Annotated in this window: 13 protein-coding genes; 10 read left to right on the plus strand and 3 right to left on the minus strand. The window is 66.0% G+C overall.

What is annotated here, in order from left to right; translation table 11 throughout:
• The first annotated feature begins 2 nt into the window (after positions 1–2).
• The 4 genes from ACM6JT_RS32730 (at position 3) to ACM6JT_RS32745 (ending at position 2821) form a co-directional block, all read left to right on the plus strand.
• Entirely contained in the window at positions 3–1565 is a 1563-nt protein-coding gene (locus ACM6JT_RS32730) for an NADH-quinone oxidoreductase subunit C (RefSeq protein WP_217589200.1), read from the plus strand.
• Positions 1565–2080 carry an NADH-quinone oxidoreductase subunit B family protein gene (locus ACM6JT_RS32735; RefSeq protein ID WP_414857986.1) on the plus strand — a complete coding sequence of 172 codons (516 nt, stop codon included), beginning with the start codon at positions 1565–1567 and terminating at the stop codon, positions 2078–2080. The genes ACM6JT_RS32730 and ACM6JT_RS32735 overlap by 1 nt, the downstream gene beginning before the upstream one ends.
• 181 nt (positions 2081–2261) lie before the next feature.
• Positions 2262–2612, plus strand: coding sequence for a hypothetical protein (locus ACM6JT_RS32740; RefSeq protein ID WP_175747873.1), 351 nt, complete (start codon positions 2262–2264; stop codon positions 2610–2612).
• Entirely contained in the window at positions 2609–2821 is a 213-nt protein-coding gene (locus ACM6JT_RS32745) for a twin transmembrane helix small protein (RefSeq protein ID WP_006489184.1), read from the plus strand. The genes ACM6JT_RS32740 and ACM6JT_RS32745 overlap by 4 nt, the downstream gene beginning before the upstream one ends.
• Positions 2822–3068: 247 nt before the next feature.
• Here ACM6JT_RS32745 and ACM6JT_RS32750 read toward each other — a convergent pair whose 3' ends face one another.
• Complete coding sequence (locus ACM6JT_RS32750) at positions 3069–3731, minus strand: response regulator (protein ID WP_175747871.1); 663 nt, start codon at positions 3729–3731, stop codon at positions 3069–3071.
• On the opposite strand from ACM6JT_RS32750, the gene ACM6JT_RS32755 reads away from it, so the two are divergent.
• The 3 genes from ACM6JT_RS32755 (at position 3702) to ACM6JT_RS32765 (ending at position 9054) form a co-directional block, all read left to right on the plus strand.
• Positions 3702–5642, plus strand: a complete 1941-nt coding sequence (locus ACM6JT_RS32755; protein WP_243712486.1) for a hybrid sensor histidine kinase/response regulator — start codon at positions 3702–3704, stop codon at positions 5640–5642. The two genes, ACM6JT_RS32750 and ACM6JT_RS32755, sit on opposite strands and share 30 nt — an antisense overlap.
• A 480-nt stretch (positions 5643–6122) precedes the next feature.
• The gene (locus ACM6JT_RS32760) at positions 6123–7004 is read left to right on the plus strand and encodes a sterol desaturase family protein (RefSeq protein WP_034184407.1); all 882 of its coding nucleotides are present in this window, start codon (positions 6123–6125) and stop codon (positions 7002–7004) included.
• A gap of 118 nt (positions 7005–7122) precedes the next feature.
• Complete coding sequence (locus ACM6JT_RS32765; RefSeq protein WP_235212581.1) at positions 7123–9054, plus strand: serine hydrolase domain-containing protein; 1932 nt, start codon at positions 7123–7125, stop codon at positions 9052–9054.
• 119 nt (positions 9055–9173) lie between these two features.
• Here ACM6JT_RS32765 and ACM6JT_RS32770 read toward each other — a convergent pair whose 3' ends face one another.
• Entirely contained in the window at positions 9174–10478 is a 1305-nt protein-coding gene (locus tag ACM6JT_RS32770) for a HipA domain-containing protein (RefSeq protein WP_217589203.1), read from the minus strand.
• A complete protein-coding gene (locus tag ACM6JT_RS32775) occupies positions 10468–10752 on the minus strand; it encodes a helix-turn-helix domain-containing protein (RefSeq protein WP_034184404.1) in 285 nt (94 codons plus the stop codon). Before ACM6JT_RS32775 ends, ACM6JT_RS32770 begins: the two co-directional genes overlap by 11 nt.
• A gap of 422 nt (positions 10753–11174) precedes the next feature.
• Here ACM6JT_RS32775 and ACM6JT_RS32780 point away from each other — a divergent pair, with 422 nt between their 5' ends.
• The 3 genes from ACM6JT_RS32780 (at position 11175) to ACM6JT_RS32790 (ending at position 14585) form a co-directional block, all read left to right on the plus strand.
• Complete coding sequence (locus ACM6JT_RS32780) at positions 11175–12410, plus strand: hypothetical protein (protein ID WP_414857987.1); 1236 nt, start codon at positions 11175–11177, stop codon at positions 12408–12410.
• 167 nt (positions 12411–12577) lie between these two features.
• Positions 12578–13507 (plus strand): TauD/TfdA dioxygenase family protein, encoded by a 930-nt coding sequence (locus tag ACM6JT_RS32785; RefSeq protein WP_175747863.1) that lies wholly within the window; start codon positions 12578–12580, stop codon positions 13505–13507.
• A 46-nt stretch (positions 13508–13553) separates the two neighbouring features.
• The gene (locus tag ACM6JT_RS32790) at positions 13554–14585 is read left to right on the plus strand and encodes an ABC transporter substrate-binding protein (protein WP_131949569.1); all 1032 of its coding nucleotides are present in this window, start codon (positions 13554–13556) and stop codon (positions 14583–14585) included.
• Positions 14586–14595 lie beyond the last annotated feature (10 nt).

A 14595-nucleotide genomic window follows, 5' to 3' on the forward strand; every position in this document is an offset into this window, starting at 1 on the left:
GCATGCGACTCGAATCGATACCCAGGGAGGCCGCGGTCCCGCTCGAATGCCGGGCGGGCCAGGTTCGCGCGGCGCTGATGGAAGTCGACCCGGCGGGGTGGCTCGAGACGGCGCGCGTCGCGCGATCGGAGCGGAGCCGGCTCGTCGCGATGTGGGGCGGCGACGCGCGCGACGCGGGTTTCGCGGTGAACGCCGCGTACGAATGCGACGACGGCATCCTGTGGGTGCGTCTCGCGACCGGGCGGCAGCCCGACGCCGGCGGGGATTTTCCCGATCTGGCGCCGCTGTTTCCGTCCGCCGCCCGGATGCAGCGTGCGATCTTCGACCTGACCGGCCTGAGCGCGCGCGGCGCGCAGGACACGCGGCCGTGGCTCAATCACGGCAACTGGCCCGACGACTATTTCCCGCTGCAACGATCGGCGACCGGCGTCGAAACGTTCGAATCGAACGAGGCGAACTACCGGTTCGTGCCGGTGGCCGGCGACGGCGTGCACGAGATCGCGGTCGGGCCCATCCACGCCGGCGTCATCGAGCCGGGACATTTCCGGTTCTCGGTCGTCGGCGAGAAGGTGCTGCGCCTCGAGGAGCGTCTCGGCTACGTGCATCGCGGCGTCGAGCGACTGTTCGAGCGGACGGCCGCGTCGAACGGCCATCGGGTCGCGGGCCGGATCGCCGGCGATTCGACCGTCGCGTTCTCGTGGGCCTATTGCATGGCGCTCGAGCACGCGCGCCGCACCGCAGTGCCGAAGCGCGCGCTGTATCTGCGCGCGCTCCTGCTCGAACGCGAACGCGTGGCGAACCACCTGGGCGACCTCGGCGCGCTCGGCAACGACGCCGGGTTCGGGTTCGGTCTCGCGCAGTTTTCCCGGCTCAAGGAGGACTGGGTCCGGATGAACGATCGCGCGTTCGGGCATCGATACCTGATGGACCGGATCGTGCCCGGCGGTGTGGCGGTCGACGTCGGGCCCGACAGCGTCGCGAGCCTGTCGGACGCGTGCGAACGCATCGAACATGAAGTGCGTGTCATGCGGAAAATCTACGACGACCATTCGGGGCTGCAGGACCGGTTCGTGGGCACCGGCCGATTGACCGCCGAGGTCGTCGCGCACTTCGGCGTGCGCGGCCTGGCCGCCCGCGCCAGCGCTCATGCGTTCGACGTGCGCGCGGCGATGCGGTCCGTGCCGTACGACGAGGTCGCCGTCAACGCGGCGAGCGATCCGCGCGGCGATGTTGCCGCGCGCGTGGCCGTGCGGTTCGCCGAGATCGACGAATCGATGCGCGTGATGCGCGTGCTGCTGGAGAATCTGCCGGCGGGCCCGGTCGCCGTCGACGTGGCGCCCGCCGCGGCGCCTGCCCGCGGGATCGGCTGGGTCGAGGGATGGCGCGGCGATATATTCGTCGCGCTCGAGACGGAAGCGGGCGACGCGATCGCGCGGTGCCATTGCCATGACCCGTCGTGGCAGAACTGGCCGGCGCTCGAACATGCGATCATCGGCAATATCGTTGCCGATTTTCCGTTGATCAACAAATCGTTCAACCTGAATTACGCGGGGCACGACCTCTGATGTGGCAGCTTATCCGGCAATTCGCGCGCACCGATTTTCCCGACGAGCCCGTGCCGGCCGCGGAGGACGCGTGGCGTCGCGAGGAGGGGCGCATCCGGCAGGACATTCTCGATCTGCTCGGGCGGGCGCTCTGCATCCGGCAGATCGACGCGGGATCCTGCAACGGCTGCGAGCTGGAGATCCATGCGCTGAACAACGCGTACTACAACATCGAGGGGCTTGGCATCAAGTTCGTCGCGAGTCCCCGCCACGCGGACCTGCTGCTCGTGACCGGGCCCGTGACGCTGAACATGCGGGCGGTCGTGCTCGCCGCATACGACGCGACGCCGGCGCCGAAGCTCGTCGTCGCGGCCGGCGAGTGCGCGTGCACGGGCGGCATCTTTGCCGACAGCTATGCGGTGTGCGGCCCGGTTGCGTCGATCCTGCCGGTGGACGTGACGATTCCCGGCTGCCCGCCGCCGCCTCGCGATTTGCTGCGCGGGATCCTGGCGGCCTGCCGGGCGCGCGGCGCTTGACGAGGCGGGGCCGTGGCGATTTTCAGCGCGTTCGTTTGGGGATCCTGCGATCATCGTGCCGCGACAGGGCGTGCGGCGCGACGGGCGCGGGGAACGCGGCAGAATCCTGTTTTCATCCCCGCTTTTATCGGCTGGCGAGCCGGATATCCGGCTCGTTCGCCATGACTTCGACTCCTGCTTCATGACACCTGTCAAATTCATTCTTCGCTACACGGCGATCCCTTTCACGGCCATCGTGGCCGTGGTGATCTGGACCGTCATACCATCGTCGAAAGAGATCGATGCGAGACAATATGCGGCGCTGTCGCGTTCGTATGCAAGTTTCCCGCTGCCGTTCCGGCACGAGATCTCGGAAGCGATGGACCACGGCCGGATCAACGACCGGCGCTACCAGGCACTCGTGCGCGATTCGCTGGGCAACGGCGTCGCGCTGGACTGGCCGGCATCAGGCGTCGGCGACATCGCGGACGAACGACAAAAACTGGCCGAACTGATTCAGGCCGATTCGGATCTTCAAAGGCAACACCCATGAAAACCCTGCTGGTCTCCGTGGCATTCGCGATGATCATCGCGAGCCTGATTTTCGCGCTGTATTTCATGAATCACGATCGCGGCAAGTCGAAGCGGATGGCGTGGTCGCTCGCGGCACGCGTCGGGCTGTCGGTCACGCTGTTTCTGTCGCTGCTGATCGCGTACAAGCTCGGCTGGATCGAACCGACCGGATTGCCGATCGGGCGTTGAGCGGGGCACGCCCCGCGGCATGCGGGGCGTTTTCGTGAATGCAAGTTTGATTCGGTAATCGAGGTGTTGTGATAAGAATACTTATCCCGATGGTACTGGTCGGATGCCGATGAACGTGCGGCGAGTCGGGTAGATCCCCCCGTTTATCGGACGATCGCGTGCCGTCTGATCGCGCTCGAGGGCACGGGGGCTTGCATGGCGGTATTCGTGGTCGGCGCGAAGCGTGTCGCCTTCGGCCGACGGACCTTCAGCGCAGCAATTCCTCGGCGCGAAGGTTGCCGGGAAGCGGTAATTCGGCGAGGCCGTCGCGTATCGCATACGCGGTCACTTCGGCCACGTTATGCAACGACAGTTTCGTCATCAGATTCTGACGATGCTTGCGTACCGTCAACACGCTCAGGTTCAGCCGGGTGGCAATCTCTTTGCTGGAGTGTCCGTTGGCGATCAGCACGAGGATTTCCTTCTCCCGCGCGGTGACCGGTGGTGGTGCGGCACCGCCGCCGGCGTTCTCCAGCACATGGGCGAGCGCGTCGCTGATATAGCGGATACCCGACAGCACCAGGGAAATGGCATGCAGCAGTTCGTCGCCGTCTTCGTGCTTGAGCATGTACCCGTCGACGCCGATCGCCACAGCCGCGCGCACCGTGACGGGGTTCTGATTGCCCGTGACCACCAGGATCCGGGTCTGCGGCGATTGCGTCTTGATTTGCTTCGCCAGTTCGATGCCGGGGTAGCCCGGTAGATCCAGATCCAGCAGCAGTAAATCCGCCTGCGTGTCGCGCACCAATCGAGCGGCGATCTGTCCGTCTCCGGTTTCCCCCACGACCTGCCAGTTGGCGCGCGTTTGCAGCAACAACTTCAACCCGTCGCGAATAATGGCGTGGTCTTCGGCAAGCACGATGCTTTTCATTTTTCTTTCGCCTTCTCCCGGATCACCCGGAAGTGCATTCCTTTGCGACAATACGACGCGATCCCCGTTGCCGGTGCGTCACGCGGCGGACCCGATCGACACCAGGCCAGTTTAACGCCGGATTTGCTACGCGACTTTGAAATGGCAAAAAGCATAGCGCAAGAATATCGTGCCAACGTGCGGCTGGAACTGGTCAATACGCTATACCGCCAGTCGCCGCCCATCCTGTTCGGCAACATCGCCGTGGTCAGCCTGACGACCTTCCTGCTGTGGAACGAGGTGTCGCGACGCACGCTGCTCGGATGGGCCGCGGCGATCTGCGTGCTGACCGCGATCCGCGCCGTGATGGTCTGGCGCGATCGCCGCGCGGGCGAGCATCCCGTCGAGACGGCCAGCGGCCGCGCGCGGCGATACGTGTTGTTAGCGGGATTGTCCGGCTGCCTGTGGGGCGCCATGGGCGTCCTGTTTTTCTCGCCGCACAACACGATCGTGACAGCCTTGATCTGCATCGTGCTGGCCGGCATGACCGGCGGCTCGGTGGCGTCGCTTTCATCGTGGTGGCCGACCTATGTCGCTTACGCATTGCCGACCGTGCTGCCGTTCGCGATTCGGTCGTTCGAGTATGGCAATGCGCTGTTTTCGGTGCTCGGATTGCTGTCGCTGTTCCTGCTCGCGGTCAATCTCGCGTTCAGCCGCACGCTGCAGCGTACCGTGCGGGACGCGGTATCGCTGCGCTTCGAGAACGTCGACCTGATCCGGCAGCTGACTGCGGAGAAGGAGCGCGCCGAACTCGCGAATCGAAGCAAGTCGCAATTCCTGGCTGCCGCCAGCCACGACCTGCGTCAGCCGACGCATGCGCTGGGCCTCTACATCGCGACGCTGCGTGCAATGGCCCGGGCGCCGACCGTCGACGGAACCGCGCTCGACGATATTGCCGAACGGCTTCGGGCCGCGTTGAAAGGCATGTCGCAATTGCTGAACGTGTTGCTGGACATTTCCCGGCTCGATGCGGGCGTGATCGATGCCGAGCCGCGCCGCTTTCCGCTGCAGCAGGAACTCGATGCACTGGACAATCAGTTTCGTCAGGCCGCGTTGGCGAAAGGATTGACGCTCAGGATCCGGCCGACGTCGATCTGGCTGGAAACCGATGCGGTGCTGCTGCATACCATCCTGTCGAACGTGTTGTCGAACGCGGTGCGCTATACGCGCAGCGGCGGCATTCTGGTGGGCTGCCGCCCGCGCGGCACGGACGTCGAAATCCAGGTCTTCGATACCGGCATCGGCATCGAAGCCGATCAGCTGCCGAACATTTTTCGGGAGTTTTACCAGATCGGCAATGCGGCGCGCGACCGGGAACAGGGGCTGGGCCTCGGGCTGGCCATCGTGCAGCGCACGGCCGTGCTGATCGGGGCCGGCGTCCAGGTGCGCTCGGCAGCGGGCCGCGGCTCGCTGTTCTCCGTGCGGCTTGCCGCGATCCGGCAAGCGCAGTTGCGCGAGGCCGCGATGGATCTGCGGAGCAGGGGCCCGGAATCCGCACGCGGGCGAACGCGGAAAACCTTTCTTGTCGTCGACGACGATCGCGACGTGCTGGCCGGCATGCAAACCCTGCTTCAAACCTGGGGCCACACCGTGGTCGCCGCGCAATCGCTGGAGCGCGCAATCGAGCTGGCCGCGTCCCGTCGTGCCGAGCTGGACATGATCGTGACCGATTTCAGGCTGGCCGGGCACGTGACCGGCGCGGATGTCGTCCACGCGGTGTTTCGGGTCATCGAACGCGAGATCCCGGCAATCATCATTACCGGCGATACGTCGCCCGAGGGCATCCATGCCGCTTCGGCGAGCGGCTTCAGCGTGATGCACAAGCCGCTCGATCCGCAGGAAATGCAGGCGCTGATCGACGGATCGGCCTGACGGCCTCGTTCCCGCCCGTGCCGGCGCACGGGCGTGAGGCATTCGACGCGTCGGCCGGTGCGGCGAATACTGCATATGCGGTATTTACCCAAGCGAATCGCGTGCAGTACCTTCGCACCTGCTGGCAATCGTAAAAAAACAGCAGCGCGGGGTATCGAAGAAAGCCTGGATAGCCGGGGAGACCAACCTGTCGTTCGGGCCGGCGGGCAGTTGGCCGGCCCGATCGCGACGGCGGCCGGGCCGCACGTCCGATCGGATCGGCACGTCGCCGGCACGGCCCGATGTGGCGCAAGAGCCGGTCGGACCGGCCGCGGCCGATTTGTCCGGGCGCAGTACTTTCTGAAAGCATCGCGACAGGGGGCCGTGCCTGCACCCTGAATCGCGTTCACCTTGCGCATGAGCCGACCGGCGGATCGCGGTCGAATTCTTGAACGGCAATGGCCTTGGTGCCATCGCCCACCGGCCTGGAGCGCAACGGTCATGCAAAACCTGCCCGATATCATGGTGGCCGCGTTGCCGGCTTTCGCGGTGCTGATCGCGGTCGAGGTCGTGCTCGCCGCGATGCTCGGGAGGCGGCTGTACCGGACCCGCGATACGCTGGCGAATCTCGCGCTTGCAGCAGGCGCGTTCGTCGCCAGCGTCCTGACCGGCGGGCTGGTGCTGACGGTGCTGAGCTGGGTGTACGCGCACCGGCTTTTCACGATCCCGATGAACGTCTGGTGGGCGTGGGTGCTGTGTTTCTTCGCGGACGATTTCAGCTATTACTGGTTCCATCGCCTGAGTCACGAGGTGCGCTGGTTCTGGGCCTCGCATTCGGTGCACCATTCGTCGGAGCAATACAACCTGTCGGTGTCGCTGCGCCAGACCTGGACGGGCACGATCAGCGGATCGTTCCTGTTCTGGGCGTGGATGCCGTTGCTCGGGTTCCATCCGAAGATGATCCTGTTCATGCAGTCGGTGAGCCTGATTTACCAGTTCTGGATTCACACGGAAGCGATCGACAAGATGCCGCGCTGGTTCGAGGCGCTGCTGAACACGCCGTCGCAGCATCGCGTCCATCACGGCAGCGATTTCGACTATCTGGATACGAACTACGCCGGCACCACGATGATCTGGGACCGGCTGTTCGGGTCGTACACGCCGGAGCGATTCACGCCGCACTACGGTTTGACGTCGAGCATCGGCACCGACAATCCGTTCAGGATCGCGTTCTACGAGTGGGGCAACATCGCGCGCGATCTCGCGAAGGCCGGGGACCTGCGCACTGCGATCAATTACCTGATCCGGCCGCCGGGCTGGAGCCCTGACGGCAGTTCCCTGACGACGCGTGACGCGCGGCGCGCGACACAGCAGGTTTCTTGAGCAACGGATACGCCGACCCACCGCGCTGCGATGCCGGGCGCCATGTCGTGTCCGCGCGGGGGCCGGGAGTGACCGGGAATCGAGGTCCGGGATACCGAATGACATCGGAGTGAGAACAATGAAAACACCTATGCCGAACACACGCGATTCGCATGATCCGCATTCAGGCGCCGTCCCGGCCAGCACCGGTCGCCGGCAGTTTCTCGAGTATGCCGGCGCGGGATTGCTGTCCGCGGTGCTGCCAGGTTGCGGCGGGTCGGACAGCATTCAGAAGCAGCCGACGTATGGCGCAACCATTGCCGTGGGGCGGCAAACCATTCAGGCCGCGCTCGACGCCGACCGGCAGAACGTCGCGAGCATCTCGGTTGCCTTGCTGAAGGACAACCAGGTGGTGTGGGCCGAGGCTTTCGGCAATGCCGTGGTCAGCCCGGACGCCGCCGCCACGCCGACGACGCGCTACAACATCGGCTCGGTCACCAAGGTCATCGCGGCGCTGGCCGGCGTGATCCTGCAGGATCGCGGGCTGATCGACCTGGACGCGCCGATCGTGCGCTACGTGCCGTCGTTCTCGATGTTGTCGCCGCAGTACGCGCAGATCACGTCGCGTCATCTGCTGTCGCATTCGTCGGGCCTGCCCGGCCAGAATGTGAACGACATGTTTTCGTATGTGCCGATCCCCGGCTACGCGGCGGCGGCGCAGAAGGTGCTCGCCAACGAGCACCTGAATCACCCGCCGGGCCAGTTCGCGGTGTACTGCAACGACGGCTTCACGATATTCGAACTGGTGGTCGCGGCCGTCACCGGGCAAAGCTTCACGGATTTCGTTCAGCGCAATATCCTCACGCCGCTGAACATGACGAATTCCGGCTTTCTGACCAGCGTGCCGACCCGCGGCGAATTCGCGCTCGGGTACGCGAACGGAACCCAGTACGGGCAGGAAATCACGAACGCGTATGCAACGGGCGGCCTGGCGACGACGCCGCTCGACATGATGAACCTCGCGCAGATGTTCATCGGCAACGGCCTGTTCCAGGGGCAGCGGATCGCGTCGGCGGCGGGGATTGCCGACATGCTGACGGACCAGACCGACCGGTGGCAGATCAAGTCGACCCGGCTCGGCTATGCGTATGCGTTCGGTCTCGGCTGGGACGACGTCGACGATCCGGTGCTCCGCGCCGCCGGTGCCGCGGCGGCGTACAAGAGCGGCGGCACGCAGTTCTTTTCCAGCCATTTCTACGTGCTGCCGGCCGCGCGGATGGCGCTGATGATCACGGGCAGCATGGGCTACGACGCGGGCAGCATCGCGCCTGCGATCCTGCTGCAGGCGTTGCAGGAAGACGGCAGCATCGCCGCCGCGCCCGCACGCGTGAATACGAGTGCGCCGTCGGCGGCGCCGTCGCCGGACGTTTCCGCGGTCAATGGCGTTTACGGTAACGAATCGACGCCGGTGCAAGTCGCCGTGAACGCGGACGGCAGTCTGGCGTTGACGAAATGGAGCGGCACCGGGTGGGCGCAGCTCGGCCCCGACGCCACACCCTACCGGTATCGCAGCGACGGCTGGTGGTGGAGCGACGGCGATACCACGTCGTACCGGTTCGATATCCTGCCGGGCACGGACGACGCGGGCAATGCGGTGAGCAACCGGTACCTGACCAAGCGTGTCATCGACCACTCGGGTTATGTGTTTCGCGTCGCGCCGTATGCGCAGCAACTGCAGGCACTGGCGGCGCTCGACCCCGCGTGGCAGGCGCGCGTGAATTCGTCATGGAACGTGATCAACGAGTCGGCGCAGTCGGTGTCCCCGCCCGGCAAGCTGCGCGTGTCGCTCGGCAGCCTGGACGCGTTGCGGGGCTATGTGGTGTTCGGTTACAGCGCCGACGGCGGGGCCCACACGAGCTACCAGCTATTGAAGCCGCTGGCCGACGATCGCTGCGGCATGTCCGTCACGGTGCCGGTCATGCTTGGCCGCGACCTGTTCGAAATCAGCCTGACGAACGTGAACGACGTCGAGACGATGGCCGCTTCCGGATGGCTGTGCCAGCGGGCTTGAGAACCAAGGTGAAGGGTTCGATGATCGACGTTCGTCCCGATCGGAATCATGGCGTCGGCGATATCTGGCCGGCGAACGGCGTTTGTGCCGCTGCGAAATCGATACCCGCGCTCATCCGCTCATCCGCGCGCCTGACGAAGCGCGCGACCCATCTCCGCGATCGGCATCGACGCAATCGAGTTCAGCAGGCGGATTTCCCCGGCATCGGGGCGGGCGATCTCGCGCACTTCGTCGAGCGTCTGCGCGACGCTGCGATCGAGCGGTTCGAGAAAGCGCCGAAGCTCGCTTTCGGCCGCCTTCTCCTTGAGCCCGAGCGCGTTGCCGAACGCGATCAGCGCGCCCATGTCGATATCGGAGAACCGCGTCGCCGTGCCGAGCGGCATCGTCAGTTCGCAGTGCGGCCAGTGGTCGCCGCGATGGTCGGGCCGGTGCGTGGGCGTGTGATAGACGACCGTGCTGACGATGTCGTAGAACGGCGCAAGCCGGTAGCCGCGCGCGTCGACGAAGAACGACAGGTTTTTCAGGTGCGCGTCGCCGTTGCCGACCACCACGTTGAAGATCGTCCAGCGGAACACCGACAGGCGCGCGAGGGCGCGCGTGCTGGTCTGCCCGATCGCGCGGGCGAGCTCCTCCGCGTTCGCGCGCTGGTACTTGAAGCCGCGATCGTAGTTCAGCAGCTGCATCGCATCGATCGTGTGCAGGCGTCCGGCCGGCTGCGATGCGGTGTCGCGGTCGAAGCGGTCGATCACGTAGCACGCGGACGGTGCGCGAAGAAAATGCACGTCCGGAACGTCGAGGCCCATCCGCTTCGCAAGCTTCATGCAGAAGAACTCGTTGATCGCCGAATGCGGATAGCCGGCGGCGCGCATGTCCGGCTTCAGCAGATGCATTGACGGCTCGCTGCCGACCGGTTCGAACAGCGCGTAGTCCGGCGCGTCGCCGCGCAGGATCAGCAGCAGCTTCTGCTGCGCACCGGCCGCGGACATGCGCTTGGGCGCGGTGGCCGTCAGCGCGTGCTCGGGCATCGCCTGGATGCGGCGCTCGAGCTCGTCGAGCGCAAGCGGCTGCATGCTGCCGGCCGCTTCCTGCTCGCCTTCGGCCAGCAGCGTGAGCGCGCCGGCCGATTCGCGCCCGAAGTACGCGAGCAGGCCCCACGCGTCGGCGGCATCGACCTTCGCCTCGCGCGCGAGCGACGTCCGCATGCCTTCTTCGGGCAGCAGGTTGTCGAAGAACCACTGGACCGGGCGATCGGTCGAGCTGTCGGTGAAGGTGCCGGCGCGCAGCGCGAACGCGGGCGATAGCGGGTACGCGTGCGGCGACGCGAGCCACTGCGCGTCGTACGTGAACGACCAGATGCCCTTGTCGTCGGTCAGCGTGCCCATGCGCAGCCCGTTCGCGGACGCGATCAACGTTCTAGCCGCCATGGCTGCTCCTGCGGCGTCGAGCGGCCTTGAGCGCGTTTTCCGCCGAAATCTCGATCGACGACTGCGCGAACAGGCTTACGCCCAGTTCGCCGAGCAGCAGCAGCACCTTGCCGATTTGCGCGGTCGGCTTCCCGGCCTCCACCTGGCTGATGAATTTCGGCGAGAGCCCCGTGGCGTTCGCGAGTTCGTCCCGCGTGAACCCCTGCTGGAGCCGCACGGCGCGAATGAGGTTGGCGAGGGCGCCGATCGTGTTGACGGACCGAGTCTCCGGCATGACGTTCTCCGTGCTTCGTATCTGAGCGGGAACAGTATTGCACAACTTGCGGGTTCGGGCATTGATTCGTATCCGTTCGGAAACGAAAGTGCTCCACAGGTGACTGGATGATCGTTTCGTTCCCGAGCGGGAACCGGATGGCATCGAATCGCAGGCAACGGCATTTCCGTATCCGGGCGGATACGTGATTGGCGCGCAGGACGGAGCCGGCCGCGCGTGCAACCCGGGCACGGGACGGCGCGCATCGACGCTGACGCTACGTTGTGCTCGCCCGGACCGACATGAGCGTGCACGTCCGTCCGACGATCGTACGGCGCGCGTCAACGCCGCTGTGCAGCGGTCGGCAGCGCGCGTCGACATCGTTAGAATGACCGCGGCACAGCGGCCCATTCCGTGACCCGTCACCCGATCGACATGAACCCATGACCGTACAAGAACTCGAAAAACTGATGCGAAGCCTGTTCGACGACGACAGTCTCGAAGTCTTCGGCGAGACCCGCTACAGCCTCTCTTTCGTCGTGCCCGGCAAGGTCAAGGACGTCAAGGCGGCGCTGCTCGCGCGCACGGACCCGGCCGGATGGGACGGCGAGGCGGTGCACTGGTTCTACCGATGCGACGACGAGGACTGGGCACTGTATCTGCGCTCGATCCCGCATGCGGTGTCCTGCATCGCGACCGTGCAGTCGCTGCATGCGCTCCACATGCAGCGGCATCTGGACGCATCGGCGGTCACGCCGGAGCAGCAGGCGAGCTACGACGCCGAGGAGGCGCAGCGACAGCAGGAGGCCGAAGCCCGGCGCCGGCGCGACACGCGGACCGAGCCGCTTGCGCCGCTCGGCGGGCCGTTCCATACCGATGGCGAACGCGTATGGGCCCGCATCGGCAGCGAGCATCGGTATCGTGCGCTCAACAATTTCGATCTCGGCAGCTTTCGGCATCTGGTCGACAACTTTGCCGTCGATGCGTCGGGGCTGCGCTACTACGCGAGCGGCGCCGCGTTCGGCTACGACGACGAAGGCGAAGGGCTGATCGCCGACGGCGATGCCGCGACGCTGCAATCGCTGGGCGGCGACTGGTACCGCGATGCACGGCAGGCCTACTATTTCGGCCCCGATATCTACGATCGCGGCGAATGGCATCTGACCGTGGTCAACGCGGACGTCGCCAGCCTGACCCATATCGGCGGCGCGTACGCGCGGGATGCGAAGCACCTGTTCTGTGCCGGCGTGCGCAAGCGCGGCATCGCCGATCCGGCCCGCGTGGTCAGCCTCGGTTACCGGTATGCACGGCTCGGCGCGCAGATTCTTTACGACGGCAAGATCGTGACCAAGCCGGGGGGCATCGACGTCGAGACGGCGCGCGCCGTCTTTCACGACGTGCTGGTCGACGATGACGGCCACGTGCTGTGGGGGCAGAGCTATCGCAAGCCGTTGCCGGGGATCGACGCGAAAAGCCTGCGCTTTCTGACGCGGTTCTATGCGGTCGACGACCATCGCGTCTACTACCGGACCAACACGAACCTGGCCGTTTGCGACGGCGTCGATCGCGCGAGCGTGGAGGTCGTGTCGTCGATGAGCATCCGCGACAAACACGGGTTGATCGGCCTTGGGTATCCGGATGGCGTCGTGCGCGTGCCGGATTCATCGACGCAATCCTGAAGGTCCCGATCGGACGGTTTCGTGCGCGGCGCAACCGCCCGTTGCCGCCCGTATGCCCGAGCAGCGATCTTTATGACCGCAGCAGATAAACGTATCCGAATCGCTTCGTTGACGCAGTCCGGCACGCACTCGTAGATTCGCGTTTTGACCGAATCAGGGGCCGTGCCGTGACGACTACCGCCATCCGCGACGCTGCAACGCTTTCCGCCGGGCATCCGCCCGCATCTTGGCCGGGCGGTGCGGCGCAACGCTTCGACATCGTTCCGTTCGACGCGCCGCTCGGCGCCGAAGTGGTCGGCCTCGACCTGTCGCGGCCGCTCGACGCCGAAGGTTTCGCGCGCATCCATCGCGCGCATCTCGACCATCACGTGCTGGTGTTTCGCGACCAGCGCATCACGCCGGACGAGCACATCGCATTCAGCCGCCGCTTCGGCCCGCTGCAGATCCACGTGTTGCACCAGTTCGCGCTTGCCGGCCACCCGGAGGTGCTGATCGTGTCGAACATCGTCGAGCACGGCAAGCCGATCGGGCTCGGCGACGCAGGCCATTTCTGGCATTCCGACCTGTCGTACAAGGAGAAGCCGAGCCTCGGTTCGCTGCTGCACGCGCAGGAATTGCCGGCGGAGGGCGGCGATACGCTGTTCGCGAACATGCATCTCGCATGGGACACGCTGCCGGCCCACCTGCGCCGCGCGGTCGACGGGCGGCGCGCCGAGCATACGTATCTCGCGCGCTATGCGGAACTGCAGGCGCGCAGCCCGTGGCGGCCGAACCTGTCGCCCGAGCAGATCGCGCAGGTCGATGCGGTCGTCCATCCGGTCGTGCGCACGCATCCGGAAACGGGCCGCAAAGCGCTGTTCGTCAGCGAGCATTTCACGACGCGCATCGTCGGCCTGCCCGACGACGAAAGCCGCGCGCTGCTCGACGAACTGTTCGCTCACAGCGTGCGCGCCGAACACCTGTACCGGCACCGGTGGCGCGAGCACGATCTCGTGTTCTGGGACAACCGTTCGCTGATGCATCTCGCCGCCGGCACGCCCGACCATCTGCGCCGCAAGCTGTACCGCACGACGATCGAAGGCGACGCGCCGTTCTGAGCCGCGTGCCGCGTCATTCTTCCGCCCCATCCTGACCGGAGTTCCGATGTCGTTTTCGTTTTTGCCGGCGCGCCGCGCGCTGGCGGCCACGCTCACCGCCGCGCTCGCGTTTGCGGGCACGCTCGCACCGCACGCCGCGCATGCGGAAGGCCGCATCCGCATCGCCGAGCAGTTCGGCGTCGTCTACCTGATGCTGAACGTCGCGCGCGACCAGCAACTGATCGAAAAGGAAGGGCGCAAGGCCGGCCTCGACATCAAGGTCGACTGGGTACGGCTGTCGGGCGGCGCGGCCGTGAACGACGCGCTGCTGTCCGGCGCGGTCGATATCGCGGGCGCGGGCGTCGGGCCGCTGCTGACCGTGTGGGACCGCACACGCGGCCGGCAGAACGTGAAGGGTGTCGCGTCGCTCGGCAATTTCCCGTACTACCTCGTCAGCAGCAACCCGAACGTGAAGACGATCGCCGACCTCGGCGCGAAGGACCGCATCGCGGTGCCGGCGGTCGGCGTGTCGGTGCAGTCGCGCGTGCTGCAGTACGCGGCCGCGAAGCAGTGGGGCGACAAGCAGTTCGACAAGCTCGACGCGCTCACGCAGGCGATTCCGCACCCCGATGCGACGGCCGCGATCCTCGCGAACAGCAGCGTGATAACCGGCCACTTCGGCAATCCGCCGTTCCAGGAGCAGGAGCTTGCCGGCAACCCGAATGCGCATATCGTGCTGAATTCGTACGACGTGCTCGGCGGCCCGAGCTCGGCGACCGTGCTGTACGCCACCGAGAAATTCCGCGACGACAACCCGAAGACCTACCGCGCGTTCGTCGCCGCGCTGGCGGACGCCGCGCGGCAGATCGCGGCCGACCCCGAGCGCGCGGCCGATACCTATATCCGCGTGAACGCATCGAAGATCGATCGTGCGCTGCTGTTGAAGATCCTGCGCAATCCGCAGGTGCAGTTCAAGACCGCGCCGCAGAACACGCTGCCGCTCGCGCAATTCATGCATCGCACCGGCGCGATCCGCAACGAGCCGAAGTCGTGGCGCGACTACTTCTTCGACGATCCGGCGACCGCCGGCGGCAGTTGAGCGGTGCCGC

Origin of the sequence: Burkholderia sp. IT-111MI5, from assembly GCF_949752865.1 — a bacterium.
Taxonomy (GTDB): domain Bacteria; phylum Pseudomonadota; class Gammaproteobacteria; order Burkholderiales; family Burkholderiaceae; genus Burkholderia; species Burkholderia pyrrocinia_C.

Coding starts and splice junctions, on each gene's coding strand:
- ACM6JT_RS32790 (WP_131949569.1), top strand. CDS start 13,554: ATGTCGTTTTCGTTTTTGCCGGCGCGCCGCGCGCTGGCGGCCACGCTC.
- ACM6JT_RS32760 (WP_034184407.1), top strand. CDS start 6,123: ATGCAAAACCTGCCCGATATCATGGTGGCCGCGTTGCCGGCTTTCGCG.
- ACM6JT_RS32780 (WP_414857987.1), top strand. CDS start 11,175: ATGACCGTACAAGAACTCGAAAAACTGATGCGAAGCCTGTTCGACGAC.
- ACM6JT_RS32775 (WP_034184404.1), bottom strand. CDS start 10,752: ATGCCGGAGACTCGGTCCGTCAACACGATCGGCGCCCTCGCCAACCTC.
- ACM6JT_RS32750 (WP_175747871.1), bottom strand. CDS start 3,731: ATGAAAAGCATCGTGCTTGCCGAAGACCACGCCATTATTCGCGACGGG.
- ACM6JT_RS32765 (WP_235212581.1), top strand. CDS start 7,123: ATGAAAACACCTATGCCGAACACACGCGATTCGCATGATCCGCATTCA.
- ACM6JT_RS32730 (WP_217589200.1), top strand. CDS start 3: ATGCGACTCGAATCGATACCCAGGGAGGCCGCGGTCCCGCTCGAATGC.
- ACM6JT_RS32745 (WP_006489184.1), top strand. CDS start 2,609: ATGAAAACCCTGCTGGTCTCCGTGGCATTCGCGATGATCATCGCGAGC.
- ACM6JT_RS32740 (WP_175747873.1), top strand. CDS start 2,262: ATGACACCTGTCAAATTCATTCTTCGCTACACGGCGATCCCTTTCACG.
- ACM6JT_RS32735 (WP_414857986.1), top strand. CDS start 1,565: ATGTGGCAGCTTATCCGGCAATTCGCGCGCACCGATTTTCCCGACGAG.
- ACM6JT_RS32770 (WP_217589203.1), bottom strand. CDS start 10,478: ATGGCGGCTAGAACGTTGATCGCGTCCGCGAACGGGCTGCGCATGGGC.